25 protein-coding genes and 1 riboswitch are annotated in these 25,410 nt (G+C 60.9%); of the genes, 6 read left to right on the top strand and 19 right to left on the bottom strand.

Going from position 1 to position 25,410, the window contains the following annotated elements; genetic code table 11:
- Nucleotides 1–36 precede the first annotated feature (36 nt).
- Entirely contained in the window at nt 37–1,767 is a 1,731-nt protein-coding gene (locus tag ACB035_RS03775) for a formate--tetrahydrofolate ligase (protein WP_371166720.1), read from the top strand.
- A 72-nt stretch (nt 1,768–1,839) separates the two neighbouring features.
- On the opposite strand, the gene ACB035_RS03770 is transcribed toward ACB035_RS03775, so the two are convergent.
- Together ACB035_RS03770 and folE are read right to left on the bottom strand one after the other, a co-directional pair.
- On the bottom strand, nt 1,840–3,495 hold the full coding sequence (locus ACB035_RS03770) for a methyl-accepting chemotaxis protein (protein WP_371166719.1): 1,656 nt from the start codon (nt 3,493–3,495) through the stop codon (nt 1,840–1,842).
- Nucleotides 3,496–3,906: 411 nt separating this feature from the next.
- Nucleotides 3,907–4,563, bottom strand: coding sequence for a GTP cyclohydrolase I FolE (gene folE, locus ACB035_RS03765; RefSeq protein ID WP_005334419.1), 657 nt, complete (start codon nt 4,561–4,563; stop codon nt 3,907–3,909).
- 298 nt (nt 4,564–4,861) lie between these two features.
- Between folE and moeA the strand changes: the two genes are divergently transcribed.
- Nucleotides 4,862–6,088 carry a molybdopterin molybdotransferase MoeA gene (moeA, locus tag ACB035_RS03760; protein ID WP_371166821.1) on the top strand — a complete coding sequence of 409 codons (1,227 nt, stop codon included), beginning with the start codon at nt 4,862–4,864 and terminating at the stop codon, nt 6,086–6,088.
- Complete coding sequence (moeB, locus tag ACB035_RS03755; protein ID WP_371166718.1) at nt 6,085–6,840, top strand: molybdopterin-synthase adenylyltransferase MoeB; 756 nt, start codon at nt 6,085–6,087, stop codon at nt 6,838–6,840. The genes moeA and moeB overlap by 4 nt, the downstream gene beginning before the upstream one ends.
- A 70-nt stretch (nt 6,841–6,910) precedes the next feature.
- Here moeB and ACB035_RS03750 read toward each other — a convergent pair whose 3' ends face one another.
- From ACB035_RS03750 to moaA, 16 genes are all read right to left on the bottom strand, one after another.
- On the bottom strand, nt 6,911–7,687 hold the full coding sequence (locus tag ACB035_RS03750) for an alpha/beta fold hydrolase (RefSeq protein WP_186301897.1): 777 nt from the start codon (nt 7,685–7,687) through the stop codon (nt 6,911–6,913).
- Nucleotides 7,688–7,778: 91 nt separating this feature from the next.
- Nucleotides 7,779–8,879 carry a molybdenum ABC transporter ATP-binding protein gene (gene modC, locus ACB035_RS03745; RefSeq protein ID WP_204481253.1) on the bottom strand — a complete coding sequence of 367 codons (1,101 nt, stop codon included), beginning with the start codon at nt 8,877–8,879 and terminating at the stop codon, nt 7,779–7,781.
- On the bottom strand, nt 8,876–9,556 hold the full coding sequence (gene modB / locus ACB035_RS03740; protein WP_005361814.1) for a molybdate ABC transporter permease subunit: 681 nt from the start codon (nt 9,554–9,556) through the stop codon (nt 8,876–8,878). Before modB ends, modC begins: the two co-directional genes overlap by 4 nt.
- Before the next feature lie 111 nt (nt 9,557–9,667).
- A complete protein-coding gene (gene modA / locus ACB035_RS03735) occupies nt 9,668–10,396 on the bottom strand; it encodes a molybdate ABC transporter substrate-binding protein (RefSeq protein WP_371166717.1) in 729 nt (242 codons plus the stop codon).
- An 87-nt stretch (nt 10,397–10,483) separates the two neighbouring features.
- Nucleotides 10,484–10,957: a molybdopterin synthase catalytic subunit MoaE gene (gene moaE, locus ACB035_RS03730; RefSeq protein WP_371166716.1), complete on the bottom strand. Its 474-nt coding sequence runs from the start codon at nt 10,955–10,957 to the stop codon at nt 10,484–10,486.
- A gap of 2 nt (nt 10,958–10,959) precedes the next feature.
- Nucleotides 10,960–11,205, bottom strand: a complete 246-nt coding sequence (gene moaD / locus ACB035_RS03725; RefSeq protein WP_139477625.1) for a molybdopterin synthase sulfur carrier subunit — start codon at nt 11,203–11,205, stop codon at nt 10,960–10,962.
- Nucleotides 11,202–11,726 (bottom strand): cyclic pyranopterin monophosphate synthase MoaC, encoded by a 525-nt coding sequence (gene moaC, locus ACB035_RS03720; RefSeq protein WP_371166715.1) that lies wholly within the window; start codon nt 11,724–11,726, stop codon nt 11,202–11,204. Before moaC ends, moaD begins: the two co-directional genes overlap by 4 nt.
- A gap of 9 nt (nt 11,727–11,735) precedes the next feature.
- Complete coding sequence (moaB, locus tag ACB035_RS03715; RefSeq protein WP_005344126.1) at nt 11,736–12,242, bottom strand: molybdenum cofactor biosynthesis protein B; 507 nt, start codon at nt 12,240–12,242, stop codon at nt 11,736–11,738.
- Nucleotides 12,243–12,484: 242 nt separating this feature from the next.
- Nucleotides 12,485–13,075: a cytochrome c3 family protein gene (locus ACB035_RS03710; RefSeq protein ID WP_206901462.1), complete on the bottom strand. Its 591-nt coding sequence runs from the start codon at nt 13,073–13,075 to the stop codon at nt 12,485–12,487.
- An 11-nt stretch (nt 13,076–13,086) separates the two neighbouring features.
- A complete protein-coding gene (locus tag ACB035_RS03705; RefSeq protein WP_005334452.1) occupies nt 13,087–13,542 on the bottom strand; it encodes a nitrate reductase cytochrome c-type subunit in 456 nt (151 codons plus the stop codon).
- Entirely contained in the window at nt 13,542–14,417 is an 876-nt protein-coding gene (napH, locus tag ACB035_RS03700) for a quinol dehydrogenase ferredoxin subunit NapH (RefSeq protein WP_371166714.1), read from the bottom strand. The genes ACB035_RS03705 and napH overlap by 1 nt, the downstream gene beginning before the upstream one ends.
- Nucleotides 14,414–15,151, bottom strand: a complete 738-nt coding sequence (gene napG / locus ACB035_RS03695) for a ferredoxin-type protein NapG (RefSeq protein ID WP_005334456.1) — start codon at nt 15,149–15,151, stop codon at nt 14,414–14,416. The genes napH and napG overlap by 4 nt, the downstream gene beginning before the upstream one ends.
- Nucleotides 15,152–15,167: 16 nt before the next feature.
- Complete coding sequence (napA, locus tag ACB035_RS03690; RefSeq protein WP_371166713.1) at nt 15,168–17,657, bottom strand: nitrate reductase catalytic subunit NapA; 2,490 nt, start codon at nt 17,655–17,657, stop codon at nt 15,168–15,170.
- Nucleotides 17,658–17,758: 101 nt separating this feature from the next.
- Complete coding sequence (locus ACB035_RS03685) at nt 17,759–18,013, bottom strand: chaperone NapD (RefSeq protein WP_031227438.1); 255 nt, start codon at nt 18,011–18,013, stop codon at nt 17,759–17,761.
- Between the two features lie 29 nt (nt 18,014–18,042).
- Nucleotides 18,043–18,585 carry a ferredoxin-type protein NapF gene (gene napF / locus ACB035_RS03680; protein WP_323930290.1) on the bottom strand — a complete coding sequence of 181 codons (543 nt, stop codon included), beginning with the start codon at nt 18,583–18,585 and terminating at the stop codon, nt 18,043–18,045.
- Between the two features lie 239 nt (nt 18,586–18,824).
- Nucleotides 18,825–19,820: a GTP 3',8-cyclase MoaA gene (moaA, locus tag ACB035_RS03675; protein ID WP_371166712.1), complete on the bottom strand. Its 996-nt coding sequence runs from the start codon at nt 19,818–19,820 to the stop codon at nt 18,825–18,827.
- Nucleotides 19,808–19,948, bottom strand: a riboswitch (molybdenum cofactor riboswitch). It overlaps the preceding gene by 13 nt.
- A 78-nt stretch (nt 19,949–20,026) precedes the next feature.
- Between moaA and narQ the strand changes: the two genes are divergently transcribed.
- From narQ to ACB035_RS03660, 3 genes are all read left to right on the top strand, one after another.
- Nucleotides 20,027–21,739 carry a nitrate/nitrite two-component system sensor histidine kinase NarQ gene (gene narQ, locus ACB035_RS03670; protein WP_005334468.1) on the top strand — a complete coding sequence of 571 codons (1,713 nt, stop codon included), beginning with the start codon at nt 20,027–20,029 and terminating at the stop codon, nt 21,737–21,739.
- On the top strand, nt 21,739–22,377 hold the full coding sequence (narL, locus tag ACB035_RS03665; protein WP_005334471.1) for a two-component system response regulator NarL: 639 nt from the start codon (nt 21,739–21,741) through the stop codon (nt 22,375–22,377). Before narQ ends, narL begins: the two co-directional genes overlap by 1 nt.
- 103 nt (nt 22,378–22,480) lie before the next feature.
- Nucleotides 22,481–23,056: an LON peptidase substrate-binding domain-containing protein gene (locus tag ACB035_RS03660; protein ID WP_005334473.1), complete on the top strand. Its 576-nt coding sequence runs from the start codon at nt 22,481–22,483 to the stop codon at nt 23,054–23,056.
- 249 nt (nt 23,057–23,305) lie between these two features.
- Here the strand turns inward: ACB035_RS03660 and ACB035_RS03655 are convergent, their stop codons facing one another.
- Nucleotides 23,306–25,402, bottom strand: a complete 2,097-nt coding sequence (locus ACB035_RS03655; protein WP_371166711.1) for an ATP-binding protein — start codon at nt 25,400–25,402, stop codon at nt 23,306–23,308.
- Nucleotides 25,403–25,410: the final 8 nt, after the last annotated feature.

Raw genomic sequence — 25,410 nt, 5'->3', positions numbered from 1 at the left:
CCGCATATTTTACCCCGATATGCCAACGAGGTGCTGATGCTAAGCGATATCGAGATCTCCCGCCAGTCCCCCCGTCTCTCAATCCACGCGCTGGCCGAACGCCTCGCCATCCCCCAGCACCAGCTCAGCCCTCATGGCCACTACAAAGGCAAACTCAGCCTCGACCTGCTCACGTCTCAGCCCAAGCAGAGTGGCAAGCTGGTACTGGTGAGCGCCATCACCCCGACCCCACTCGGTGAAGGGAAGACGGTGACTACCCTTGGCCTCTCCATGGGGCTCAACCATATCGGCCAGCCCAGCATCGCCACCATCCGCCAGCCGAGCCTCGGCCCGGTATTCGGGGTCAAGGGGGGCGCTGCCGGTGGCGGCCACGCCCAGGTGGTGCCGATGGAGGAGATGAACCTCCACCTCACCGGCGATTTTCACGCCCTGACTGCAGCCCACAATCTGGCGGCGGCAGCCCTCGATGCCCGCCTGTTCCACGAACAGAAACTGGGTGCAGAGTTCACCGCCAAAACCGGCCTGCCGCGGCTCGATATCGATGCCGACAACATCCTCTGGCCGCGCACCCTCGACATAAATGACCGCGCCTTGCGCCACCTCACCATAGGTCAAGGTGGCGCAGCCGATGGGGTGGAGCGCAGCGATCGCTTCGTCATCACCGCCGCCTCCGAGCTGATGGCCATTCTGGCGCTGGCGAGCGATCTGAAAGACCTGCGCCAGCGCATCGGCCGCATCCAGCTGGCCCGCGATATCCACGGCAAGCCCATTACCGCCGAACAGCTGGAAGTGGCGGGCGCCATGACGGTGCTGCTCAAAGATGCGCTGCAACCGACCCTGATGCAGACCACCGAGCAGACACCGGTGCTGGTGCACGCCGGCCCCTTTGCCAATATTGCCCACGGCAACTCCTCGGTGATCGCCGATCGCATCGCCCTTGGTCTGACCGACTATGTAGTAACCGAAGCAGGTTTTGGCTCCGACATGGGGCTGGAGAAGTTCTTCAACATCAAGAGCCGCCAATCCGGTATTACCCCCGCCTGCGTGGTGCTGGTGGCCACGGTGCGCGGCCTCAAGGCCAACAGCGGCCTGCTCGATATCCGCCCGGGCCAGCCGCTGCCAGCCAGCCTGCAGGGGGAAGATCTGCCAACCCTCAAGCAGGGCTGCGCCAACCTCGCCTGGCATATCCGGAACGCCCGCCGCTACGGGGTGCCGGTGGTGGTCGCCATCAACCGCTTCCCCACCGACAGCGAGGCCGAACTGGCGCTGCTGGCCCATGAAGCGCAGCAAGCCGGTGCCTGTGGCGCAGCCATCTCCAACGCCTTCACCCAGGGTGGTGCCGGTGCCAGCGAGCTGGCCCGCGCCGTGGCGGCCGCCTGCGAGCAACCCGGCAAGGTGAAACTGCTCTACCCCGACGAGGCGAGCCTCGACGCCAAACTGGCGACCCTGGTGGAGTGCGGCTACGGCGGCCGCGGAGTGCAGCTCTCCGACAAAGCCCGCCAGCAGCTGGCGCAGCTCTCCGCCGAAGGGTGGGATCACTTGCCCATCTGCGTGGCCAAGACGCCGCTCTCCATCAGCCACGACCCCGCCCTCAAAGGGGTACCGACCGATTTCGAGGTGCCCATCGACGAGGTGAAGCTCTGCGCCGGTGCCGGCTTCGTCTATGCGCTGGCGGGCCCCATCATGACCATGCCGGGGCTGGGCAGTCTGCCTGCCTATCGCCATATCGATATCGATGAGAACGGCGAGATAATCGGCCTGAACTGAGCCCTTCCACAACCCCAGAAACAACAAGGCCCCGCCAATTGGCGGGGCCTTCTGTTATCCATGCATCAACCCTTAGAGGGTGAAGCGCTGGGTCATATGGTGCAGGGTGTTGGCCAGCTTGCTCAGCTCGACGCAAGCCTGGGCGATCTGATGAGCGCCCTGGGCATTCTCGTCAGCGGCATTGTGAATATTGACGATGCTGCGGTTGAGCTCTTCGGTCACCACATTCTGCTCTTCGGTGGCGGTGGCGATCAGGGTGTTCATGTCGGTGATGCGCACCACGGCACCATTGATGGTCTCGATACTGGTACCGGCATCCCGTGCCAGACCGACACTCTCCTGCATCTGGTGACGACTCAGCTGCATGGCGTTGCCCGCCTCGGCGGCGCGGCTCTGCAACAGCTCGATCATCTTGCTGATCTCGGCGGTGGAGTCCTGGGTCCGCTGGGCCAATGAACGCACTTCATCCGCAACGACCGCAAAACCACGCCCCTGCTCACCGGCACGGGCCGCTTCGATGGCCGCGTTAAGGGCCAGCAGGTTGGTCTGACCGGCGATATCGCGGATCACATCCAGCACCACGCTGATGTTGGCGCTGTCGGCCTCCAGCTGCTGCACTACTGTACCCGCCTGCTCAATCTTGACCGACACCTCTTCAATGCTGGCAATGGAGCTGCGCACCACTTCGCTGCCGGCAGCGGAGGTGCGGGAGGCATCCTTGGCGGCACTCATGGCATCCGTGGTGTTGCGGGCCACTTCGTTGACGGTGGACTGCATCTCGTTCATGGCGGTCGCCACCTGGGAGACTTCGTTCTGCTGGATGGCCATGCCGCTGGCGGACTGGCTGGAGATGGCGCTCACCTCCTCCACTGCGCTGCTGAGTTGGCTCACGGAGCCGGCGATCTCGCTCACCAGATCGGAGAGGGAGCCCTGCATCCGGTTGATGGCGGAACCCAGCTGACCCAGTTCATCGCGGTTGAAGCGGCTGTCACGGATCCACTGCTGCAGTTCGCCCTGACCCAGATCGCCATTGGCAATACGTTGGGCCTGACGGGCCAGCATGATCAGCGGGTCGCGGATCTGGCGGGTCAGTACCACGGAGAGCACCACCACAAGGATCAGACCGAGTACCAGCGCGATGGTGACACTCAGATTGGCGGATTGATAAGAGTCGACAATATCGCTGCGGGATTCAGACGCATAACCATGGTTAATCTGGATAAGGGAGGCCACTGACTTGCTCAGCGCGGTGTAAAGGGGAACCCCCTCTTCAAGGAAGATGCGTTGTGCTTCGGCAAGCTGATCGCTGTCTTGCAGCTGTTGGACTCGCTGGTGCAGGGCGACGTAACGATCCCAGTCAGATTTCACCGTATCGAAGGTACGGCGCTCCGCCACATCCTCAGGCCAGATCGTCTTGTCATGGGCAATCAGCTGCTGCGCGATCGCGTTAAGCTGCTGACTGGCAATATTCCGATATTCAGCCCTTTTCAGCGGCTCGGCAGCCACCACGAAATAACCCAGCTCATAACGACGCAACTCACCGAGAGAATCCCCGATCGCGCTGGTGCGATTGACCGCTGGCAAGATGCTGTCGGTAAACCGGATGGCAACATCATTCATGTTGCCAAACTGGACAAGGGAAAAACCGCCGATAAAGGCGACCATCAAACCGAGCACGGCAAAGCCGGCGGTGAGTTTTTTGCCTATGGTCATGGAACTGGTATTCATGGGATATCCTGGTGGTCGTTAAATTCGTAGCACTCGTCCGGTTCACGCCCTCCTGGCATGAACTATCTGGCCACCTGTTCAGTGGCACACCATCCAACCTTGATGAATATCTCTGAATTCCATGAGCGGCAGCGAGAGCCGTGAGGGGGCGCTAGAGTAACCGGATTGTGACGGTTCGGAAAGAGTCTGTCCGGTTACTTTTTGTAAGGTGAAAACGAGGTTTTTTTCGTGCTCGATTAAATATACCGCTCAGATGAATAAATCGAAAAAATACATAACGTTTGCATAGTGCAAGCCGCACGGGCCAAGCCGTTGCAGGCCGCCACTCTCATCCGGAACCAATGAAAAACGCCAGCAATGGCTGCTGGCGTCTCGTTTATTCAGCGTGGCGGTTACAAAACAACCGCCATCTTATCCGCGCAGGCCGCCCAGAAATTCGGCCCGGGTATCGGGCTGGGTCTTGAACACCCCGCCGAGGGAGGTGGTGGTGGTATAGGAGGTGGAGTCCATCACTCCGCGCGCCTTGACGCAGTAGTGGGTCGCCTTGATGCTGATGGCCACATCCTTGGTACCGAGCAGGGTCTGCAGCGCCAGCAGGATCTGCTGGGTCAGCCGCTCCTGCACCTGGGGACGGCGGGCAAAGAACTGCACGATGCGGTTGATCTTCGACAGGCCAATTACCTTGCCACGAGGGATATAGGCCACATGAGCCATGCCGTCGATGGTGACGAAGTGGTGTTCGCAGGTGCTGGTGAGGCTGATGTCCCGCACCATGATCATCTCGTCCACCTGCATCTTGTTCTCGATCACCGTCACCTTGGGGAAGGTGGAATAATCGAGGCCGGAGAAGATCTCGTTGACGTACATCTTGGCGATGCGGTGCGGCGTCTCGGCCAGACTGTCATCGGTCAGATCCAGCCCCAGTGTCTCCATGATGGAGCGCATATGGCCTTCGATCTTCTCCCGCTTCTGCTGGCTGTTAAGCTCGTTGGTGACCAGGGGGGTTTCCAGTCCCTGGGCTTCGAGGGCAGCCCTGACCAGCAAGGCTTCCGGACTTAAGGTTGTCATTATCTTCTCTCCCACGCTCAGGGACTGTGAGGGCAGCTCAAGGAGCAACCCCTTATGTTATTGCGGCGTACAGGGCCGATGGTATCGCTGTAATGGTCGCCACACGGGATGTGACGGCCATCTGTTATGGCGGCATAGTAAACGGCCATTGCCGCCAAGATTCAAGTCAACTTGTGCGTCACCTCATACTTTATGGCCATCTCCCCCCGTTTCAGCGCCGATTACTCCGAGATTCCCTGCCCATCCCCGGGGATTTTTGTGATAATCCCGCCTTCAATCATAGAAAGAGGTCATGACGATGGGATTTGATACCAGCGGACTACTCCCCTTAAGCGATGCCCTGCAAGGGATGCTGGAACAACTCGCCTGCTGCTGCGACAGCGAGCAGCAGCCCCTGCCAGAGGCCCTTGGCCGGGTTCTTGCCAGCGACATCGCCTCTCCCCTCGCCGTGCCCCCCTTCGACAACTCCGCTATGGACGGTTACGCCGTGCGCCTTTCGGATCTCACTGCTGGCACCCCGCTCATCATGGCGGGCAAAGCGTTTGCCGGTCAGCCCTATCAGGGCGAGTGGCCCGCCGGCCACTGCGTGCGGATCATGACCGGCGCCCCGGTTCCCGCAGGCACCGATGCGGTGGTGATGCAGGAAGAAACGCAGGCCGACGGCGATCGGATCACTTTTCTGGCACAACCCGAACCGGGCCAGAATATCCGCCGCGCCGGCAGCGATATCGGCAAGGGCGCCTGCGTGCTGCCAGCCGGTACTCGCCTCACCCCGCGCGAAATGCCACTGCTGGCCTCCCTCGGCGTGGCTACCGTCACGGTGCGTCGCCCGCTGAAAGTGGCCATCTTCAGCACCGGCGATGAGCTCAAACCGGTTGGTACCCCGCTCGCCCACGGCGATATCTATGACTCCAACCGCTATGGCGTACGGGCCATGCTGGCGCGCATGGGCTGCGACTGCCTCGACCTTGGCATCATCCCGGACGATCCCGCCCAGCTACGCGCCGCCTTTATCCGCGCCGACGAAGAGGCCGATGTACTCATCACCACCGGCGGCGTCTCGGTGGGGGAAGCGGACTTCACCAAACAACTGCTGGACGAGCTCGGCGAGATTGGCTTCTGGAAGCTGGCCATCAAGCCGGGAAAACCATTTGCCTTCGGCCGCCTGCCCCGCGCCTGGTTCTTCGGCCTGCCGGGCAACCCGGTCTCCGCCATGGTCACCTTCGATCAGCTGGTGCAACCGGCGCTGGCCAAGCTGGCGGGCCAACGCTTCGAGCGCCCGCTTCAGCTGCAAGCCATTGCGGCCGAACCACTCAAAAAGAGCCCGGGCCGACTCGACTTCCAGCGCGGCATCCTGAGTCAGGGGCCAAACGGCCTCGAGGTGCACAGCACCGGCTCGCAGGACTCCGCCGTGTTCAGCTCCCTGTCGCGAGCCAACTGCTACATCGTTCTTGAACGGGAACGGGGCCGCGTCGCCGCGGGCGAGACGGTGACCGTGGAGCCATTCGGGGGATTGCTGCTGTGAGCGAGATCCTGAGCGACGCCGAACTACTGCGCTACAACCGCCAGATCATCCTCAAATCCTTCGATTTCGAGGGGCAGGAGGCGCTCAAACAGGCCCGTGTGCTGGTGATCGGTGCCGGAGGCCTTGGCTGCGCCGCCAGCCAGTATCTGGCGGTGGCCGGGGTTGGCCAACTCACCCTGGTCGATTTCGACAAGGTGGAGCTCTCCAACCTGCAGCGTCAGGTGCTGCACAACGATGAGCGTATCGGCCACGACAAGGTGGACTCTGCCGCCCGCTCGCTGCGCGCCCTTAACCATTGGCTAACGGTCGAGACCCATACCGCTGTAGCCGATGAGGAACTGCTTGATACCCTGTTGCCCCAACATCAGCTGGTTCTCGACTGCACCGACAATCTGGCCATTCGCAACCTGCTGAATCAAAAGGCACGCCAGCACAGGGTACCGCTGGTCAGTGGCGCCGCCATCCGGCTGGAGGGTCAGCTCTGCAGCTTCACCTGGCAGGAAAATGAGCCCTGCTACGCCTGCCTCAGCGCCCTGTTTAGCGAGCAGGCCCTCACCTGTGTCGAGGCCGGGGTACTCGCCCCCGTGGTGGGTCTGGTGGGCAGCCTGCAGGCACTGGAAGCCATCAAACTCTTGGCTGGGATGGGCAAAAGCTACAGCGGCCGCCTGCTGATAATCGACGGCCTGAGCGGCACCTTCCGCGAGATGAAGCTACCCAAGCGCCCCGACTGCCCCGTCTGCTCCCATCCTTGACGCAAACGGGATCAAAAAAGCCGAACCCTGTGGTTCGGCTTTTTGGTACCTGCACCTAACAACCCCTTCCTCAATGGGTCGTGAGGATCCGTTGCAACAGGTGATTAAAGCCCGAGGGATCTTCCGCGGGCCAGGCGTGGTGGCCATTGGGGGTGTGGATGGTGGCGTTGGGCAAGGCGGCAAACTGCTCTACCCGTTTGGCCAGCGGCAGGTAGTCGTGACTGGTGGAGATGATGGCCACCGGCTGCCAGATGGAGCCAAGCCGGGCGCGTACCGACCAGCCGGGTAACGCCTCCAGCAGCGCCTTGTAGGTTTTCTTTTTATTGCGCACGAAACGCAGCCGGAAGGTGTGGCGCACCTGTGCCAGATCCGGGCCCGGGAAGAGCTCGCGTCCCAGCCACCAGGCGAGCGGGCGCATACCGAACCAGCGCAGCCACTTGAGGCGCTGGGCGTAACGCTCCTGCTCTTTGGGGCTCTCCAGCAGAAACTCGCTAAAACCGTTGACCAGCACCAGCCCCTGCACCTTGTGGGGCAGTTGCAGCGCCAGCTCCAGCGCTACCATGGCCCCCAGCGACAATCCCACCACCCAGGCGGGTTCTGGCTGTGCATCGAGCCAGTTCACCACATCGGCTGCCAGGGTCGCCACGTCAAACGGCCCCTCCTGCATGCTCTGGCCGTGGCCGCGCAAGTCCAGCGCCACCACCCGGTAGTGTTCGGAAAACCGTTCGATCTGCGCCTGCCAGTCGAGGCTGGAGGAGCCCAGCCCATGCAGCAGCAACAGCAAGGGGCCCTCTCCTGCGCTGCGCAGGGCAAGACCATTGAATTTCATCACCTGATTGCGGCGCATCAGTGTATTGCCTCTCGACTCATCACCTGAACCATCTCTCGTTGTTATGTTGCCCGTGGCCATCCTGCCACGTTATCAGCACGGCGCCCAATCAACCCTCGCTGACCAGACTCACCGCCTTGATATAAGCGTAGATCTGCTGCTCCGGCGCCAGCGCCAGCCGCCTGGCGGAGCGGCTGGTGATCCGGGCCAGCAGTATCTGCTCACCCAGCGCCAACTGCAACAGGGTCTGGCCGGGGCGCACCTCGCGCACCGCCAGCAGACGGGTGATGAGACAGTTGGAGAGGCTGGAGTGCTCGATGGGGGCCGTGGCGATCACCACATCCCGCCCCGCCACCTTGATCTGCAAGGGGCCGCTCTCATCCGGCACCTGGGTCATGGTAACCCGCAGTTGCTGCTCACCAAGCTGCAGGGTCGCCATCTGCTCCTCTTCATCGTAGTGAGAGAGGGTCGCCGCCAGCATCACCCCGGCATCGTCACGGCTGGCGAGTGACAGGTCAGTACGGGCGAAAATCTCGCTCGGCCGGCCTTGCGCCTCCACCCTGCCACCTTCCAGCAGCACCAGCTGATCGCAGAGCAGGCTCACCTCCTCCATGGCGTGGCTGACGAAGATCATCGGGATGCCGCTCTCCTGCTGCAAGCCCTTTAGCACATGGGCCTGATGGATGCGGCTGCGCCGATCGAGCGCAGAAAAAGGCTCATCGAGCAGTAGCAGATCAGGCTCGGCCAGCAGCGCCCGCCCCAGCGCTACCCGCTGGCGTTGACCGCCAGAGAGGGCATGGGCAGGCAGCCCCAGCAGATCGGCAAAACCGAGTCGCGCCGCCAGCGCCTCGGGCTGCCAGCGCCCTCGCCCCTTGCGGGCCGCCAGTTGCAGATTGCCGAGCACCGTCAGATGGGGGAAGAGGCGCGAGTCCTGAAACACCAGTCCGATCCGGCGCGCTTCGGGCAGCAGTTGAGCATACTCCCGATCGCGCCACCGCAAGCGATCCCCGCTTCGGCGATCTAGCCCAGCGATGATGCGCAGCAGTGTGCTCTTGCCGCAGCCTGAAGGGCCGAACAGGCCGAGGATCCCCCCCAACTCGAGGGTCAGTACGCAATCGAGGGTAAATGAGCCAAACTCGCGCCGGGCATGGAGGTTCAAGGCATGGCGGTGCGGCACGTTCACAGGCGGCATAGTAGCGGGCTGGTTCATCCAAACACTCTCCGCTGTCGGCGCTGCAACACACCGTAGACCAGCACCAGCATCACCAACGAGAAGGCCATCAGGCCGCCCGCCAGAATATGGGCGTTCTGATAGTCCATCGCCTCCACATGATCAAACAGGGCGATGGAGAGCACTTGGGTTTCGCCGGGGATATTGCCGCCAATCATCAGCACCACGCCAAACTCCCCCAGGGTGTGGGCAAAGCCGAGCGCCGCCGCCATTACAAAGCTTGGCAGGGTCATCGGCAAGATGATGTGGAAGAAGCGCTCCAGCGGGCCGAGCCCCAGGGTCGCAGCAGCTTCCAGCTCCTTGTTGCCCATGTTGACGAAGGCGGAGGTGAGCGGCTGCACCACAAACGGCAGCGAATAGAGGATGGAGGCAAACAGCAGGCCGAGAAAGCTGAAGGCGAGCGGGGCGCCAAAGGTGTCGCGCCACCAGGCGCCGAAACCATATTCGGGGGAAAAGGCGAGCAGCAGATAAAAACCCAGTACCGTGGGAGGCAGCACCAACGGCAGTGCCACCAAGGCCTCAACCAGCGGCCGCAGCCGGTTCTGACTGCGCGACAGCCACCAGGCCAGCGGCGGTGCCAGCAACAGCAAAATCGCTGTGGTGCAGGCCGCAAGCTTCAGGGTGAGCCAGACCGCCAGCAGATCCCCTTCACTCATTGCCGACCTCCCGGTTGATAAATGCCCCCAACGGCATGGAATCCATCCTTATTGCAAAGAGTGGCCGACCCGAAGGCCGACCACTCAGGGTATCGCATCAGGCCCATCCCCCTATTGGGGCAGGGCATAACCCGCAGCCTTGATCTGCGCCTGACCCGGCCCCTTGAGCCAGGCGACCAGCGCCTCGACCGCGGCGCCTTTCTTCAATACCAGCCCCTGCTGCTCGATGGGGGGATAGAAGCTCGCAGGCACCGCCCAGGCTTCGCCAGTCTTGCCCGCTTCCACCAGATTGGCCCAGGCGACAAAGCCCAGTTCGGCATTGCCGGTGTCGACAAATTGCCAGGTCTGGCCGATGTTGGCGCCGGTCAGCAACCGGTACTGCTTGGGATCAATCTTGAGATGGGTGAGGGTCGCCATGGCGGCTGCACCATAGGGTGCGGTGCGGGCATTGGCGATGGCGAGGTTGCCCTTCCAATTGCGCAGGGTCGCCTCGTCAGGGGCTGGCCCCCCCTTCTTCCACAGCCCCAGCTGGCCGATGGCGTAGGTGAAGCGATCGCTCCCCTTGCCCTCTTTTTCCAGCTTCTCGGGGGTCGCCACATCGGCGGAGAGGAAGAGATCGAACGGTGCGCCGTGACTGATCTGGGTGTAGAGCACTCCGGTGGCGGCAGACGAGATGGCCAGGGTGTGGCCGGTCTTGGCGGTAAACTCCTTGCCAATACGATCTATGGTGCCCTTGAAGTTGGCAGCCACAGCCACCTTCACTTCATCAGCCTGCACGGCACCGGTATGCAAGGTGGCGGCGCAGACGCCTGCGATGACAACAGATAACAGCGGTTTCATTCCCTTTCTCCTGATGGGGCCCGCACATCCGTGCCCCTTGGCGGGGCCGTGGTTCCCGTTGAACCTGCCCCCCTCATGATGAACAGGTCAGGCTTGCCAGCGGGCAGCGGCGGCGTTGTCGCGATCAAGCGCCTCGACCCAGCGTTGCACACCCTCGGCGGTCAGCTCTTTTTTCCAGAACGGCGCCCGGGTTTTCAAGAAATCCATGATGAAGTGACAGGCATCAAAGGCTGCGTCGCGGTGGGCACTGCTCACCGCCACCAGCACAATCTGATCGCCAAGCCACAGCTCGCCGATACGATGAATGAGGGTACACTCCTGCAGCGGCCAGCGGCGGCGGGCCTCCTGCACAATATCGGCCAGCGCCTTCTCGGTCATACCGGGGTAGTGCTCGAGGGCCAGCCCCTTCACCTCCTCCCCCTGATTGAAGTCGCGCACCTTGCCAACGAAGGTGACGATGGCGCCAGTGTCTGGGCGGGTGGCGAGGCGGGCATATTCATCCGCCAGCGAGAAATCCTCCCGCTGCACCTGAATGCGATCTGTGATGGTTGCCTCGCTCATCCTTAACCTCCGGTCACTGGTGGGAAAAAAGCAACCTCATCGCCATCGTTGATGGGGGTATCGAGGGGCACCAGGGTCTGGTTGACCGCCACCAGCAGTTTGCCCACCTCAAGGGCCAGCGCCCACTTGTCGCCGCGCTCACAAAGCGCCGCGCGCAGTTGTTCGGCGGTGGCGTAGTCGCATGGCAGGCTCAGCTCATCGCAGGCCACCAGCTCTCTTACTTGCGCAAAAAACAGTACCTTGATCATGCTTGCTCCCCGCTATTTGACCCCAGCTGAAAATGGCCGGACTTGCCGCCCTTTTTCTCTACCAGTCGCACCTGTTCGATCACCATGTCCTTTTGCACCGCCTTGCACATGTCGTAGATGGTCAGCGCCGCTACCGACGCGGCGGTCAGCGCCTCCATCTCGACACCAGTCTTGCCGGAGAGCTTGCAGAGAGTGCGGATATGCACCCGATTCTCCTCGGCCAGCGGCACTATCTCCACCTCGACTTTGGTCAAGGCCAGCGGATGGCAGAGTGGGATAAGATCGGAGGTCTTCTTGGCGGCCATGATGCCTGCGATGCGGGCGGTAGCGAACACGTCCCCCTTGTGGTGCTGGCCGCTCAGGATCAGCGCCAGCGTCTCGGGGGCCATGGCAACAAACGCCTCGGCGCGGGCTTCGCGCTCGGTCACCTGCTTGTCGGTCACATCCACCATATGGGCTTCGCCGCTCTGGTTCAGATGCGTCAGGTTGGGCTGGGTCTGCTTGGGATCGGTCTGGTTCATCGTTTGCTCTCAGAGGTGGGAGACAAAGTTGCACGGCTTGGTGCGGGCATCGAGCTGATCGCGGATCAGTTGCTCCCAACCCAGCTGACAGGCGCCGGTGGAGCCGGGCAGACAGCAGATCAGGGTGCGATTGGCGAGTCCCGCCAGCGCACGGCTCTGCATGGCGGAGCCTTTAATCTCGGCAAAAGAGAGCTGACGGAACATCTCGCCAAAACCCTGTACGGTGCGCTCGAACAGCACACCGACCGCTTCCGGTACCCGGTTCTGTTCATTGAAGCCGGTACCGCCGTTAATCAGTACCACCTGCACCCCCTCATCGGCGATCCACTCGCTCACCCGCGCGCGGATGCGAAACAGGTTGTCCGGGCAGAGCGCCCGATCGGCCAGCTGATGGCCCGCGTCGGTAAGGGCCGAGACCAGATAATCACCCGAGCTGTCATCGGCGGCGGTGCGGCTGTCGGAGACCGTCAGCACGGCGATCTTGAGGGGAATAAATGCGTTGTGTTTCTGTCCCATCGGGCAGCTCCTTGTGGCTATGGGCCGTCAACGAGGCAGGAAGAGAAGGGGTATGAAAGGCCAGCTGTCAGAGCGCAAAAACGGACGCAGACAGGGGTGACCAACTTGCTCAAGCGTGTGACGGCGGGCTGATTCTATCAAAAGTTTCACGAGATATGGGATTTAAAAGACACACAAATCTGATGCTTGTCCCATATATGAACAAAACGCAGGCCGGGGAAACCCGGCCTGTCGTCGCAGGATCAGAACCCTTTCACCCCGGTCATGTCGGGCAGCTGGTGAGCTATCCCCTTGTGACAGTCGATGCAGGTACTTTCACCACTGGCCAGATTGGTAGAGTGCATCTTGGCGGCACGCTGCCCCTGCAGGGAGAAGTCCATGTACTCGAAGTTGTGGCAGTTGCGGCACTCGCGCGAATCAGTCTCTTTCATCCGCTGCCACTCCCGCTCCGCCATCTCGCGCCGGTGCGACTCGAACTTCTCACGGGTATCCACCTTGCCGGTGATCATGCCCCACAGCTCCTTGGAAGCCTGCACCTTGCGGATGATCTTGTAGGTCCACTCGTGCGGTACGTGGCAATCAGGGCAGCTGGCGCGCACACCGGAGCGGTTGGAGTAGTGGATGGTGTCGCGGTACTCCTCGAACACGTTGTCCTTCATCTCGTGACAGCTGGTGCAGAAGGCTTCGGTGTTGGATGCTTCCATGGCGGTGTTGAAACCACCCCAGAAAATCACGCCACCGAAGAAGCCCATCAGCAGGATGACCCAGAGAGCCGCCTTCGACGGTGACTTGAAGGTGGTCCACAGACGCTGGATAAAGCCGGGTAATTTCATCTATGGATTCCTCAGTTCAGCGCTTCAACCGGTTTAAAGGTATTTTCCACCAGCGGCTTGGCATCCGCTTGCGGCACATGGCACTGCAGGCAGAAGTAGCGACGCGGCGACACTTCACCCAGGGTCAGGCCATCGCGGGTCTCGAAATGAGTCGGACTGATCTTGGGAGCCTTCATGGCACTGGCATTCTTGAAGCTGTGGCAAGCCAGGCACTTGTTGACCTTGGTATCCACCTCGTAGTTGCGAATGTCGTGGGGGATCAGCGGCGGCTGATGCATGTACTGGCGATCGTAGGGCGCACCATCCTTGCGGAAGTTTTTCAGGGGCGCGGCGGTGGCATCGGTCACCAGATCGGTGGCGCCACGCTCGGACTTGAGGCCACCGGTACTGTTGGTGATCTCGGGGGCCGCTGCCATCAAGGATCCCGCCATCAGGCAGGCCAGCATTGCTCCAATCAGCTTTTTCATTATTTGTTCTCCGACGTTTTTTCTGCCTTGACGGCAAAACCTACAGTGATTTCAAAAACTTGTTCCGCGCAGACATCGATGCAGCGGCCACAGTTGGTACACTCCTGAGCCGCAATCAAGGGCCCGTGACCGCGCTTGGCACCATGAACAGGCCCGCGCAGGATGGGACGCTCCGGGCAGACCGCATAACAATCCATGCAGTTGTTGCACCGCTCGCGCCCCTTGGCAGAAATCTTGATAAATCCGACCCGGTTGACCAGGGCATAGAAGGCCCCCACCGGACAGAGATGACCGCACCAGCCCCGCTCAACCACGAAGAGATCGAACAGGAACAGCGCTGCAAGCAGGGCCCAGCCCGCCCCCATGCCAAACAGCAGACCACGCATGGCGAGTGACACCGGATTGACCAGCTCCCACGCCATCACCCCGACCACCGCTGGCACCACCAGCACCATGGCCAGCAGCCAGTAGCGGGTCGCACGGCTGAACTGGCCATTGCCCTTGAGGCCAAGTCGCCCCCTGAACCAGGCTGCGGCATCCGTGATGAGGTTGACCGGACAGACCCAGGAGCAGAACACCCGCCCCCCGACCAGCCAGTAACCGGCCAGCACAATGGCAGCCCCCAGCCAGAGGGTGGTGATGGGCCAGTGACCCGCCGCCAGCGACTGCAACAGCGTGAGGGGATCGGTCAGCGGCACCGTCTCCAGCAACAGCGAGCTGGAGAGGTTGCCCTTGAGGATCCAGATACCCGCCAACGGCCCCAGCATAAACAGCGCGAGCACGCTGAACTGACTGAGCCTGCGCAGCAACAGGAAGCGGTGGGAACGCCACCACCCCAGCTTGATGCGAGCCTCTTCCCCCGGATAACGACTCATAACCCCTCCGGTTTGCGGGTGGGCAGGGTGAGCCTGTCGCCAATGAGCGACTTGTTCCCCGCCTTGGCCTTCTCTTCCCAGCCGAGCCTGTAGTGATGACCAAGCTCACCTTTGGCGAGCTGGCGTGGCACCACCTTGATGGCCGCTTCCTCCAGCACGCAGGCATGCTCACACTTGCCACAGCCGGTACAGATATCGCTGTGTACCGTGGGCAGGAACATGGCGTGTTTGCCGGTACGCTGGTTATGCTGCAGCTCAAGAGTGATCGCCTTGTCAATCAGCGGGCAGACCCGATAACAGACATCGCAGCGCAGCCCCAGATAGTTGAGACAGGTCTCGTGATCGATGAGCACTGCCACCCCCATCCGGGCCTGATCGATGTCGGTCATCTGCTGATCCAGTGCCCCGCTCGGACAGGCCACCACGCAAGGGATGTCATCACACATCTCGCAGGGCACGGCACGCGCCTTGAAATAAGGGGTACCGGTGGTCACAGGGTCAAACAGCCGGGCGAGCTTGAGGGTGTCGTAGGGGCAGGCCTCAACGCAGAGCCCGCAACGCACGCAGGCGCTGAGGAACTCTGTTTCATCGAGAGCGGCGGGCGGGCGCAGCGCCTGGGCAGGCACGGCTTGTGCCTGCTGGCGGGCCACGCCACCGAGCCCCACGCCAAGCAGGCCCACACCGCAGGCCCCCTTGGCCATGTCGGCCAGAAACTGGCGACGACTACGACTCATCTCGCACTCCCCCGCCTTAAGCCTTCATCACCTTGACGGCGCACTTCTTGTAATCGGTCTCTTTCGAGAGCGGATCGGTGGCATCCAGGGTCAGCTTGTTGACCAGCTGGCTCGCATCGAAGAAGGGCATGAAGACCAGTCCTTTCGGCGGACGGTTGCGACCACGGGTCTCGACACGGGTCTTCACCTCGCCACGGCGGGAGGAGACGATCACCTCTTCGCCACGACGCACGCCACGGGCCTTGGCATCGTCCGGGTGCATGAAGAGCACCGCATCCGGGAAGGCGCGATAGAGCTCGGGCACCCGACGGGTCATGGTACCGGTGTGCCAGTGCTCCAGCACGCGGCCGGTGGAGAGCCACAGGTCGTACTCTTTATCCGGCGACTCGGCGGCGGGCTCGAACGGCAGGGCGAAGATGACCGCCTTGCCATCGGGCTTGCCATAAAAACGCACCCCCTCGCCCGTTTTCACGTACGGGTCAAACCCTTCGCGATAGCGCCACAGAGTCTCTTTGCCATCCACTACCGGCCAGCGCAGACCGCGCGCTTCGTGGTACTGATCGAACGGTGCCAGATCGTGACCGTGGCCACGACCGAAGGTGGCATACTCCTCGAACAAGCCCTTCTGGACGTAGAAACCGAAGTGCTCGGCTTCGTCGTTCAGCAGCCCCTTGCTCTGCTCTTTCGGGAACTGGTTGACCTGACCGTTGGCATAGAGCACGTCGAACAGGGTTTTGCCCTTCACTTCCGGCATCTTGGCAATCAGCTCAGCCGGCCACACTTCCTCGACTTTGAAGCGCTTGGAGAATTCCATCAGCTGCCACAAGTCGGACTTGGCCCCTTCCGGCGCTTTCACCTGCTGGTGCCAGAACTGGGTGCGGCGCTCGGCGTTGCCGTAGGCCCCCTCTTTCTCCACCCACATGGCGGTGGGCAGAATGAGGTCAGCGGCCTGGGCAGTGACGGTCGGGTACGGGTCGGAGACCACGATGAAGTTGCGCGGGTCGCGATAGCCAGGCAGGCGATCGGTATTCATGTTGGGGCCGGCCTGCATGTTGTTGTTGCACATCACCCAGTAGGCGTTGAGCTTGCCATCTTTGAGCATACGATCCTGCAGCACGGCGTGGAAACCCACCTTGTCGGGAATGGTCCCCTCCGGCAGTTTCCAGATCTTCTCGGCAATGGCGCGGTGTTTGGGCTCGGTCACCACCATGTCGGCAGGCAGACGGTGGGCAAAGGTACCCACTTCACGCGCGGTGCCACAGGCAGAGGGCTGGCCGGTCAGTGAGAAAGGACCATTACCCGGCTCGGAGATCTTGCCGGTCAGCAGGTGGATGTTGTAGCAGAGGTTGTTGGCCCAGACGCCACGGGTATGCTGGTTGAAACCCATGGTCCAGTAGGAGACCACCTTCTTGCTCGGGTCGGCATAGAGCTTGGCCAGCTTTTCCAGCTTCTCTTTGGAGACGCCGGAGAGCTTGGAGACCGACTCCACATCGTAATCCGCCACGAACTTGGCAAACTCCTCGAAGGTCATCGGAGTGGCATCGCCGCTGTCCGGGTTCTTCGCTTTCTGCTGCAGCGGATCGGTCGGGCGCAGGCCGTAACCGATGTCGGTGACCCCCTTCTTGAACACTGTGTGTTTGTTGACGAAGTCCCAGTTCACCTTGTCGTTCTGGATGATGTAGTTGGCGACATAGTTGAGGATCGCCAGATCGGTCTGCGGGGTGAACACCATGCCGTTGTCCGCCAGCTCGAAGCTGCGGTGCTCGAAGGTAGAGAGCACGTGCACCTGCACATCCGGGTTGGAGAGACGGCGATCGGACATCCGCGACCAGAGGATGGGGTGCATCTCGGCCATGTTGGAGCCCCACAGCACGAACGCATCGGCCTGCTCGATATCGTCATAGCAGCCCATCGGCTCATCCATACCGAAAGTACGCATAAAGCCGACGACCGCAGAGGCCATGCAGTGGCGGGCATTAGGGTCGATGTTGTTGGAGCGGAAACCGGCCTTCATCAGCTTGGCGGCAGCGTAACCTTCCCAGACAGTCCACTGGCCGGAGCCGAACATGCCGACAGCGGTCGGCCCCTTCTCTTTCAGAGTTGCCTTGAACTTCTCGGCCATGATGTCGAACGCCTGATCCCAGCTGATGGGGGCGAAGTCGCCATCCTTGTCGAACTGGCCGTTCTTCATCCGCAGCATCGGCTGGGTCAGGCGATCCTGGCCGTACATGATCTTGGAGAGGAAGTAGCCCTTGATGCAGTTGAGGCCACGGTTGACCGGTGCATCGGGGTCGCCCTGAGTCGCCACGACCCGACCATCCTGAGAGCCCACCAGCACGGAGCAGCCGGTACCGCAGAAGCGGCAGGGAGCCTTATCCCAATGGATGGCTGTCTTGTCGGTACTGGTGATGAGATTGGCTGCCAGCGTGGGGGCACTGACACCGGCCACGGCTGCGGCAGCTGCCACCGCGTTGGCCTTCATAAAGTCGCGTCGACTCAGCTTCATGGCATATCCTCACATTGCTTATCGCGTAATAGTTGTCGAATCTGTCGAACGGGAGCCAGCCATCAGCGGCAGAGGGCACGCCCGGCATCCCATCACTCTTTTCAGTGACCGCCCAGTTCATCGAACTGGTGGTAAATCAGGGCGGCTGAGAGCACACCCGGCATCGCCTGTATCGCATCAATGGCCGCCATGATCGGCCGCTGGCTCGGACCTTCCAGGGTCACGACCAGCTTGCCCTCGTCACTGACGGCGTGGATCTCGGCCCCTTCCAGGGCGCCAATCTGCTCGGCGAGCTGATGGCGCAAAGGGGGCTGGGTCAGCACCACCAGACTCGATACATGGAACTCCTGATCCATTGTGGCTTCTGTGTCACACGGCTTCTGACTCATTCTGACTCCTGCTTGAGGGTGGGCTGGCTCGCACCACCGGATGGGGCGGCTCGCCCGTCGACCTTGATGCTGCCAACCGGACAATCCTGCACGCAGGCGCCGCAGCCATTACAGCGATCCGGCTCGACCGTCGGGGTGGGCACACGCCCCAGCACCGGAATAAAACGAATGGCATTGGGCTCGCAGCTGTCCTGACAGCGCTGGCAGAACACCTGACCATTGGCCAAACAGTTGGCCTCGATATGGGCCTTGTAGTGCCAGGGTGACTCGCTGGTCGGGCGAAACACAGGCGCCTTGCAGACCGTGGCGCACTCGGTGCAGAAGGTGCATTCGCCACGCTGGAAATCGACCACCGGAAAACCGCCCTCGCCATTCACCAGGATCTGCTCCGGACAGGCCGCCAGACACTCCCCGCAGCGGGTGCAGTCGGCGACAAATGTCGACCAGTTGACTGACCAGGGCAACTGCACCGGCGGTTCGGCGGTTCTCAGCCGCCCCCGGAACAGGCCGCGGCGGGCAAGATCGATCTCATCCGGCATGTTGACTCCTGTTCTGGTGAAAAAGGGGACAGTGCGAGTCCATGATTGGCATTCTTGATACCAATTATAAGAGTGGGTGTATATTGCGGCCCTGACAAGGTAAGGGATATACCACCAGGGAGATAAACAGGGGGGATTCTTGCGCCAGATCAAAGCCTTGCAGCGCAATAAAAATGGAGGTATCGGTTAAAATACCTCCATGTGAGGATTGCTATTTAATCGTTGGCGATTTTTTGCGGTTATCCGCCGATCGAGGCGAGATGAGGGGTGATACCGGCATTGCCCTCATGGAGACGATGGGTAGCACTCTTGCCCGCCAGTGCCGCGCGAATGCGCTGTTGCAGCTCATCGGATTGTGCATCTGCGCCGAGCAGATCCCGCAGGTCGATGCCGTTGTCACCAAACAGGCACAGATGCAGCTTCCCCAGCGAGGAGACCCGCAGCCGGTTGCAACCGGCACAGAAATCCTTGCTGTAGGGCATGATGAGCCCCACCCCACCTTGCGAATCGGGGTGCATAAAGACCTGCGCCGGACCGTCATCCGTGCCCCGCAACTGCTGCACCCAGCCGCTCTCCAGCAAGCGCTGTTTGATCTGCTCGCCGCTGACATGGTGGTCACGAAACAGGGTATCCATCTCGCCGGTCTGCATCAGCTCGATAAAGCGCAGCTCGATAGGCTTGTGCCTGATCCAGCCCAGAAAGGCATCGAGCTGGTAGTCGTTGAGCCCCTTGAGCAGCACCGCATTGATCTTCACCGATTTGAAACCGGCGGCCAGTGCTGCTTCGATCCCCTCCATCACCTCGGCCAGCTTGTTCTCTCCGGTGATCTGGTGAAACTGGCGCGGGTCGAGACTGTCGACACTGACATTCAGCGCGTTGAGTCCGGCATCAAACCACTCCTGAGCCCGCTCCTTGAGGCGATAGCCGTTGGTGGTCATGGCGACCTTCTCGATACCCGGGGTGGAGGCAATCACCTTGACGATCTCGGTGAAATCGCGGCGCAGGGAGGGCTCGCCCCCCGTGATGCGCACCTTGCGGGTGCCCATGGCGGCAAAACCGCTGACCACGCGGCGGATCTCGTCAATCGAGAGAAAGGGTTGACGCCCCGCTTTGTGACCTTCGGGGGGACGATAACCGTCAGGCAGGCAATAGGTGCAACGGAAATTGCACACATCGGTCACTGACAGACGCAAATAGTAAAAACGACGGGAAAAACCATCTTTAAGTGGCAACATAAACACCTTTCCAAATACGGGAGGCCAGGGCATTTCTTTCCTGACCCTTACAGCTCGAACGTCGGCTGACGGCTGGTTTCCCCCTATCGCTAGGACTTAGGCAAAACCGCTCGGAGTTCATCTAGTTTTTCGATGCTAACACAAGTTGGAGTACACTCCCACGCATCTTGCGGGGTCCTTATCACTATTCAGAGGTGCGCATCAGTATGGGAAAACGGTTCAGGGTCCATTCGGTCAGCAGTGCCATCGGCCGTGCCATGGTGTTGATCCTCTTCATGGCCAGCCTGATCGCGCTGGTCGCCATGGTCACCCTCTTCTACTCGGTACCCGATGCCAAGGCGATCAACCTCTCCGGTTCGCTGCGGATGCAGGCCTACCGGATGGCCTACGAAATCGAGCGGGGCGACAGCGTGCTGGGGCGCCTATCCCAGTTTGAAGAGACCCTGCACGCCGAAGAGCTGCAGGAGACCCAGCGCTGGATCACCCCCGCCTCCCTGCGTCGCACCTATGGCGAGGTGCTCGGCCAGTGGCAGGTGATGCGCCAGCACATCGAGGATCGCACCCCCAGACGGTACACCGATAACACCGAGCAGTTTGTGGCGGCCATCGACAATTTCGTCAATCAGATGCAGTACCACGTGGAATTCAAGGTGAGGATGCTGGCACTGGCGGAGGGGCTCGGCCTGCTGGCCATCATCACCATCGCCTGGTTCACGGTGCGCTTCACCCGTCAGCAGGTGGTCGCCCCCCTCAACCAGCTGGTCTACTGTGCCCGCCAGATCCAGCGGCAGGATTTCGATCTTAAGCTGCCCGCCCACGGCGAAAACGAGCTGGGGGAGCTCTCGCGCGCCTTCGTCACCATGGCAGACGAGCTGGGCAAGCTCTATCGGGAGCTGGAAAACAAGGTGGAAGAGAAAACCGCCAAGCTGCAACAGGCCAACGACACCCTCTCGTTTCTCTACTCGACCGCCCAGAAGCTGCACGCCGCCCCGCTCAGTACCCGTACCCTTATCAAACTGCTGGACCGCGCCGCCGCCCACCAGCATATCGACCATATCCGGCTGACCCGCTTCGAGCACAACGCCATGCCGGTCTACATCTCGGGGCGCACCGGCTGGCCCGGCGATCTCGATGCGGTGGCCAGCTTTTATCTGCAGATGGATGAGCAGGAGTTCGGCCGCCTCGACATCATCAGCCAACACCCCATCGATGAGCGGTTGATTAAAAACTTCACCATGCTGCTGGCTCAGGTGCTGCACAAAGACCAGACCCTGCTGCAACAGCAGCGACTGCTGCTGATGGAGGAGCGGGCGGTGATCGCCCGGGAGCTGCACGACTCGCTGGCGCAGGCCCTCTCCTATCTCAAGATCCAGTCCACCCTGCTCAAGCGCTCTTACGCCAAGGGGCAACATGACAAGGCGCAGGAGGCGATGCAGCAGATCGACGAGGGGCTTAGCAATGCCTATACACAGTTGCGCGAATTGCTCGGCACCTTCCGTCTCACCATTGGCGATGCCAATCTGGGGGAAGCGATCCGGGTGATGCTCGATCAACTGCAACCTCAGACCCAGGCCGAAATCCGGTTCCATTACGGACTGGCCGACAACGACCTGGAGGCGGGCCAGCATATCCACATTTTGCAGTTGATCCGTGAGGCAGTGCTCAATGCCATCAAACATGCCAACGCGCAAGTGATTGATGTTAGCTGTGAGACCCTCGCCAGTGGTAACATTGAGGTTCAGATTTCAGATGACGGTGTCGGGATCGGACTCGCCAGCTCGGCGATCAACCATTACGGGTTGAGCATCATGAACGAGCGCGCCAGCAAACTGCACGGTCTGCTGACCATCAACGAGCAGCAACCACAAGGCACCTGCGTGCATCTGACCTTTCCCACCAGTCTAGCGAGAGACGCCTGATGGACGAGATGAAATACACAGTTCTGGTCGTAGATGACCATCCCCTCATGCGCAAAGGGATTGTGCAGTTGCTGGCTCTGGAAGAGAACATGGAGGTGACCGGTGAAGCCTCCAACGGCACAGATGCCGTGGCGCTGGCCAAAGAGTCCGAGCCGGATCTGATCCTGCTCGACCTCAACATGAAGGGGCTCTCCGGCCTCGATACCCTCAAGGCGCTGCGGGCCGAAGAGATCACCTCCCGGGTGGTGATCCTCACCGTCTCCGATGCCCGTCAGGATGTGGTGGCTTTGCTCAAGGCGGGTGCCGACGGCTACCTGCTCAAGGATACCGAGCCTGATCTGCTGCTTGCCCAGCTGGCCGACGTGATGACCGGCAAGCAGATCCTGAGCGAACCGCTGCGCCCCTATCTCGAAAACATCTACGAGCTGGATCACTTGCAGCAGAAGCTGGAAAGCTTAACGCGTCGCGAAATGCAAATCCTGCGCGAAATTGCAAAAGGCCTCTCCAACAAACAGGTCGCCTCGGTACTCCATATCTCCGAGGGAACGGTCAAGGTTCACGTGAAGAGCCTGCTGAAGAAACTCGAGGCGCAAAGCCGCGTGGAAGCGGCTGTCATGTATCTGGAGCAGCGCAACTAAGCGCCCTCAACCGCCCGAAAAGCCACCCTCCGGTGGCTTTTTTCATTCTCTGGCACAGTCGCTGCATTGTCATATTCAGCAACTACTCAATGGAGGATGGAACATGAAACTACAACCTTTGGCACTGTTCCCCTTGCCTTCCCACATACTGCCGGGCGGCAAGCTTCCTCTGCGTCTGTTCGAGCCACGCCACCTGCAGATGCTCAAGGAGTCATTCATCAACGATCAGGGCTTTGGCATCGTGATGGAAGAGTCGACCACCTCGGGACAATCCGGCCGCATTCTGCCGGTGGGCACCCGGGTAAAGGTGACCGACTTCTACACCCTCAATGATGGCCTGCTGGGTGTGACAGTGCTGGGACTGGAGCGCTTCTGTATCCACGAGATGGAAACAGACGAGATGGGCCTGCGCCGGGCCAAGGTGGAGATGCTGCCCAACTGGCCGAGCACCCACTCCGATTTCAACGACAAGCTGCTGGTCAATCGCCTGCGGGAAGTGTTCGAGCAGTATCCGGAGCTTGATGAGCTCTATCCGGACAAGCGCTTTGAAGATGCCGCCTGGCTCTGCCAACGCTGGCTCGAGATATTGCCGATGCCGATTTATGAAAAGCAGATGCTGATTGCCAAACAAAACAGCGAAGCAGCCCGTAAATTCCTGCATCGCCTGATTTCACAATGACAAAAACAGCGTTGCAAAATGCAATTATTCCAACAATGAAAATGTGAAATTCGCATTTTGCGAGTGAGTAGGAACGCAAAACGCCATAACAAGAGAGAGCCGCTGCGCTAAACGGCCAAAATTGAACACAAAAGAGTCCCATAAAAGTTGGCACAGATTTTTCATATAGATTGATACAACCCGATTTATCCCGTGCTCTCTTCAGTATTTGCTGAAGAACTGGTCAACCCACAAAGTTGACCATTTTTTTTATCCGCGCGTCGGCAACCGCTGACCAAAGTGACGCTGCAAACACTCTCTCAGCCGTGACAAGGTGATGGGCTTGGCGAGAAAGTCATCCATCCCCTGCGCCAAACAGCACGCCTTGTCCTCCGCCATCGCATTGGCCGTCAGGGCGACGATTGGCATGGTGCATCCCAACTCCCGCAACCGGCGAGTAGCTTCCAGTCCGTCCATCAGGGGCATCCGCATATCCATCAGGATCAGATCCGGGAGCTGCTCATCCACCTGCGCCAGCGCCTCCAGACCATTGGCAGCCAACCGTACCTTGCCCACCAGTTTTTGCAGCATCAGCGACACCACCAACTGGTTCACCGGGCTGTCCTCCACCACCAGCACATCCAGTGGCAACAGTGCCGAAGCCCCCTCCTCCCGCTGCGGCTGGCTATGGCAAGGCAACGCCATGCCAGGCAGTTCGAACCAGAAACAGCTTCCCTTGCCCGGCTCGCTCTTCAGGTGGATCTCTCCCCCCATAAGCGTCACCAGACGCTTGCTGATGGCAAGACCGAGGCCGGTACCGGAAAAACGCCGGGTGGCCGAGTTGTCGACCTGGGAGAAGGGTTCAAACAGCAGCGCCTGATCCGCATCAGCGATACCGATCCCGGTGTCGGAGACCGAGATCAGCAGCTTCTCATCCTGCCAACCCAGGTGCAGTGTTACCTGCCCCTGCTCGGTAAATTTGAGGGCGTTGTCCAGCAGATTGCCCATCACCTGTGACAAACGCATCGGATCCCCCTGCAACTCCCGGGGGACCGACTCATCGACCCGATAAACCAGCGCGATCCCCTTGGCGGTCGCGCGAGCTTGCAGCGGCTCGACCAGAGATTGGCAAAGCTGGACGGGTTGCAGGGTCTCGCAGTGAAACACCAAGGTTTGCGACTCGATTTTCGAAAAATCGAGCACGTCGTCGATGATGGTTTGCAGCAATCTGGCCGAGTGGGTGGCATGGCGCAGCAGGCTCTGTTGCTCCGGCGCCAGCTCGGCATGCTGCACCAGATCGAGCATCCCCAACACCGCATTCATGGGCGAGCGGATCTCGTGGGTCATCATGGCCAGAAACTGGGACTTGGCACGGTTGGCCGCTTCAGCCTCATCCCGTGCCCGCGCCAGCTCCTCTTCCCGGCGGATCTGGTTGCTGATATCCCGGGCAGTGCCACGATAACCGATAAACTGGCCATCATGGTCAAAGCAGGGCTCGGCGCTCACCTCCATCCAGCAGGGGCCGTGTTGCAGCGCAACCTGCATCCGCACCCCTCGCACCGGCTGGCGCAGCTCCAAAAGCTGCAGGTATTTCTGGGCATCGCAGCTCTGCTTGTTGCAGACGTAGTCATAGAGGGTCGGCCGGGTCGCCTGCGGGGTCATCTCATCCAGATAACCCGGCTCAGAGGCGTAACTAAGGCGATGCTCGGCATCTGTCTCCCAGAACCAGTCCGAAGCCATGGCGGCAAAGCTGCGAAAACGGCGTTCGCTGGCCTGCAACGCTTCGGTTTTTACCGCAACCTGCTCCTGCAAGCGGGCCCGATAGGTGATGTTGACCAGCGCCTGGGCGATAAGCGGACGGCAACGCTCCATGGCGGCCTTGCTGGTGAGATCGAAGGTGCCCGCCCGGGCGTGGCGGCAGATGAGGGTGGCGGTAAAACCGGGGGCCTGCAGCCCGGTCAGCATCACGCTGGCCCAGCCCGGCTCACTCGCCAGCGGCGCAAGCTCAGGCAGCTGGGCGGGATCGTAAATCACCAGGGTTTCACCCGAGATGGCGCGGGCAAATGCCGGGGTCATGTGCCAGCTGCGGGCAGCGCGCATCGGTTCGGTACTGAGGTGGGTACTTCCCTGCTCCCCTTCCCAGGCCACCACATCCGCGTGCTCAAAGCCGATAAAGGGTTTGAGCACCTTGATCAGACTCTCCAGCACCTGTTCCAACGTCTCTGCATCAGCCAGGGTGGCAACCCCGCCCAGCAGGGTCTGGGACTCGTGACGATACTTGGCCTCGCGCTCGCGGCAACGCATAAGATCGACCAGCGTGGTCTGCAATTTGTCGCCGAGGGCTTCCAGTTCACTGTTGCCAATCATCTTGTTGC

Source organism: Aeromonas sp. S12(2024), assembly GCF_041402305.1.
Lineage (GTDB): Bacteria > Pseudomonadota > Gammaproteobacteria > Enterobacterales > Aeromonadaceae > Aeromonas > Aeromonas veronii.
Note: the sequence above shows the minus strand (reverse complement) of the source record. Positions and strands in the feature narration are given on the sequence as shown.

Bases quoted from the DNA above. Each gene is read 5' to 3' on its own strand.
- napG (WP_005334456.1), bottom strand. From the start codon at position 15,151: ATGAGTCGTAGTCGTCGCCAGTTTCTGGCCGACATGGCCAAGGGGGCC.
- modA (WP_371166717.1), bottom strand. From the start codon at position 10,396: ATGAAACCGCTGTTATCTGTTGTCATCGCAGGCGTCTGCGCCGCCACC.
- moaE (WP_371166716.1), bottom strand. From the start codon at position 10,957: ATGAGCGAGGCAACCATCACAGATCGCATTCAGGTGCAGCGGGAGGAT.
- napH (WP_371166714.1), bottom strand. From the start codon at position 14,417: ATGAGTCGTTATCCGGGGGAAGAGGCTCGCATCAAGCTGGGGTGGTGG.
- ACB035_RS03655 (WP_371166711.1), bottom strand. From the start codon at position 25,402: ATGATTGGCAACAGTGAACTGGAAGCCCTCGGCGACAAATTGCAGACC.
- ACB035_RS03660 (WP_005334473.1), top strand. From the start codon at position 22,481: ATGAAACTACAACCTTTGGCACTGTTCCCCTTGCCTTCCCACATACTG.
- ACB035_RS03705 (WP_005334452.1), bottom strand. From the start codon at position 13,542: ATGAAAAAGCTGATTGGAGCAATGCTGGCCTGCCTGATGGCGGGATCC.
- modB (WP_005361814.1), bottom strand. From the start codon at position 9,556: ATGAGTGAAGGGGATCTGCTGGCGGTCTGGCTCACCCTGAAGCTTGCG.
- ACB035_RS03775 (WP_371166720.1), top strand. From the start codon at position 37: ATGCTAAGCGATATCGAGATCTCCCGCCAGTCCCCCCGTCTCTCAATC.
- narQ (WP_005334468.1), top strand. From the start codon at position 20,027: ATGGGAAAACGGTTCAGGGTCCATTCGGTCAGCAGTGCCATCGGCCGT.
- narL (WP_005334471.1), top strand. From the start codon at position 21,739: ATGGACGAGATGAAATACACAGTTCTGGTCGTAGATGACCATCCCCTC.
- ACB035_RS03710 (WP_206901462.1), bottom strand. From the start codon at position 13,075: ATGAAATTACCCGGCTTTATCCAGCGTCTGTGGACCACCTTCAAGTCA.
- folE (WP_005334419.1), bottom strand. From the start codon at position 4,563: ATGACAACCTTAAGTCCGGAAGCCTTGCTGGTCAGGGCTGCCCTCGAA.
- moaC (WP_371166715.1), bottom strand. From the start codon at position 11,726: ATGAACCAGACCGATCCCAAGCAGACCCAGCCCAACCTGACGCATCTG.
- napF (WP_323930290.1), bottom strand. From the start codon at position 18,585: ATGCCGGATGAGATCGATCTTGCCCGCCGCGGCCTGTTCCGGGGGCGG.
- moeA (WP_371166821.1), top strand. From the start codon at position 4,862: ATGGGATTTGATACCAGCGGACTACTCCCCTTAAGCGATGCCCTGCAA.
- modC (WP_204481253.1), bottom strand. From the start codon at position 8,879: ATGAACCAGCCCGCTACTATGCCGCCTGTGAACGTGCCGCACCGCCAT.
- ACB035_RS03770 (WP_371166719.1), bottom strand. From the start codon at position 3,495: ATGAATACCAGTTCCATGACCATAGGCAAAAAACTCACCGCCGGCTTT.
- moaA (WP_371166712.1), bottom strand. From the start codon at position 19,820: ATGTTGCCACTTAAAGATGGTTTTTCCCGTCGTTTTTACTATTTGCGT.
- napA (WP_371166713.1), bottom strand. From the start codon at position 17,657: ATGAAGCTGAGTCGACGCGACTTTATGAAGGCCAACGCGGTGGCAGCT.
- ACB035_RS03750 (WP_186301897.1), bottom strand. From the start codon at position 7,687: ATGCGCCGCAATCAGGTGATGAAATTCAATGGTCTTGCCCTGCGCAGC.
- moaB (WP_005344126.1), bottom strand. From the start codon at position 12,242: ATGGGACAGAAACACAACGCATTTATTCCCCTCAAGATCGCCGTGCTG.
- ACB035_RS03685 (WP_031227438.1), bottom strand. From the start codon at position 18,013: ATGGATCAGGAGTTCCATGTATCGAGTCTGGTGGTGCTGACCCAGCCC.
- moaD (WP_139477625.1), bottom strand. From the start codon at position 11,205: ATGATCAAGGTACTGTTTTTTGCGCAAGTAAGAGAGCTGGTGGCCTGC.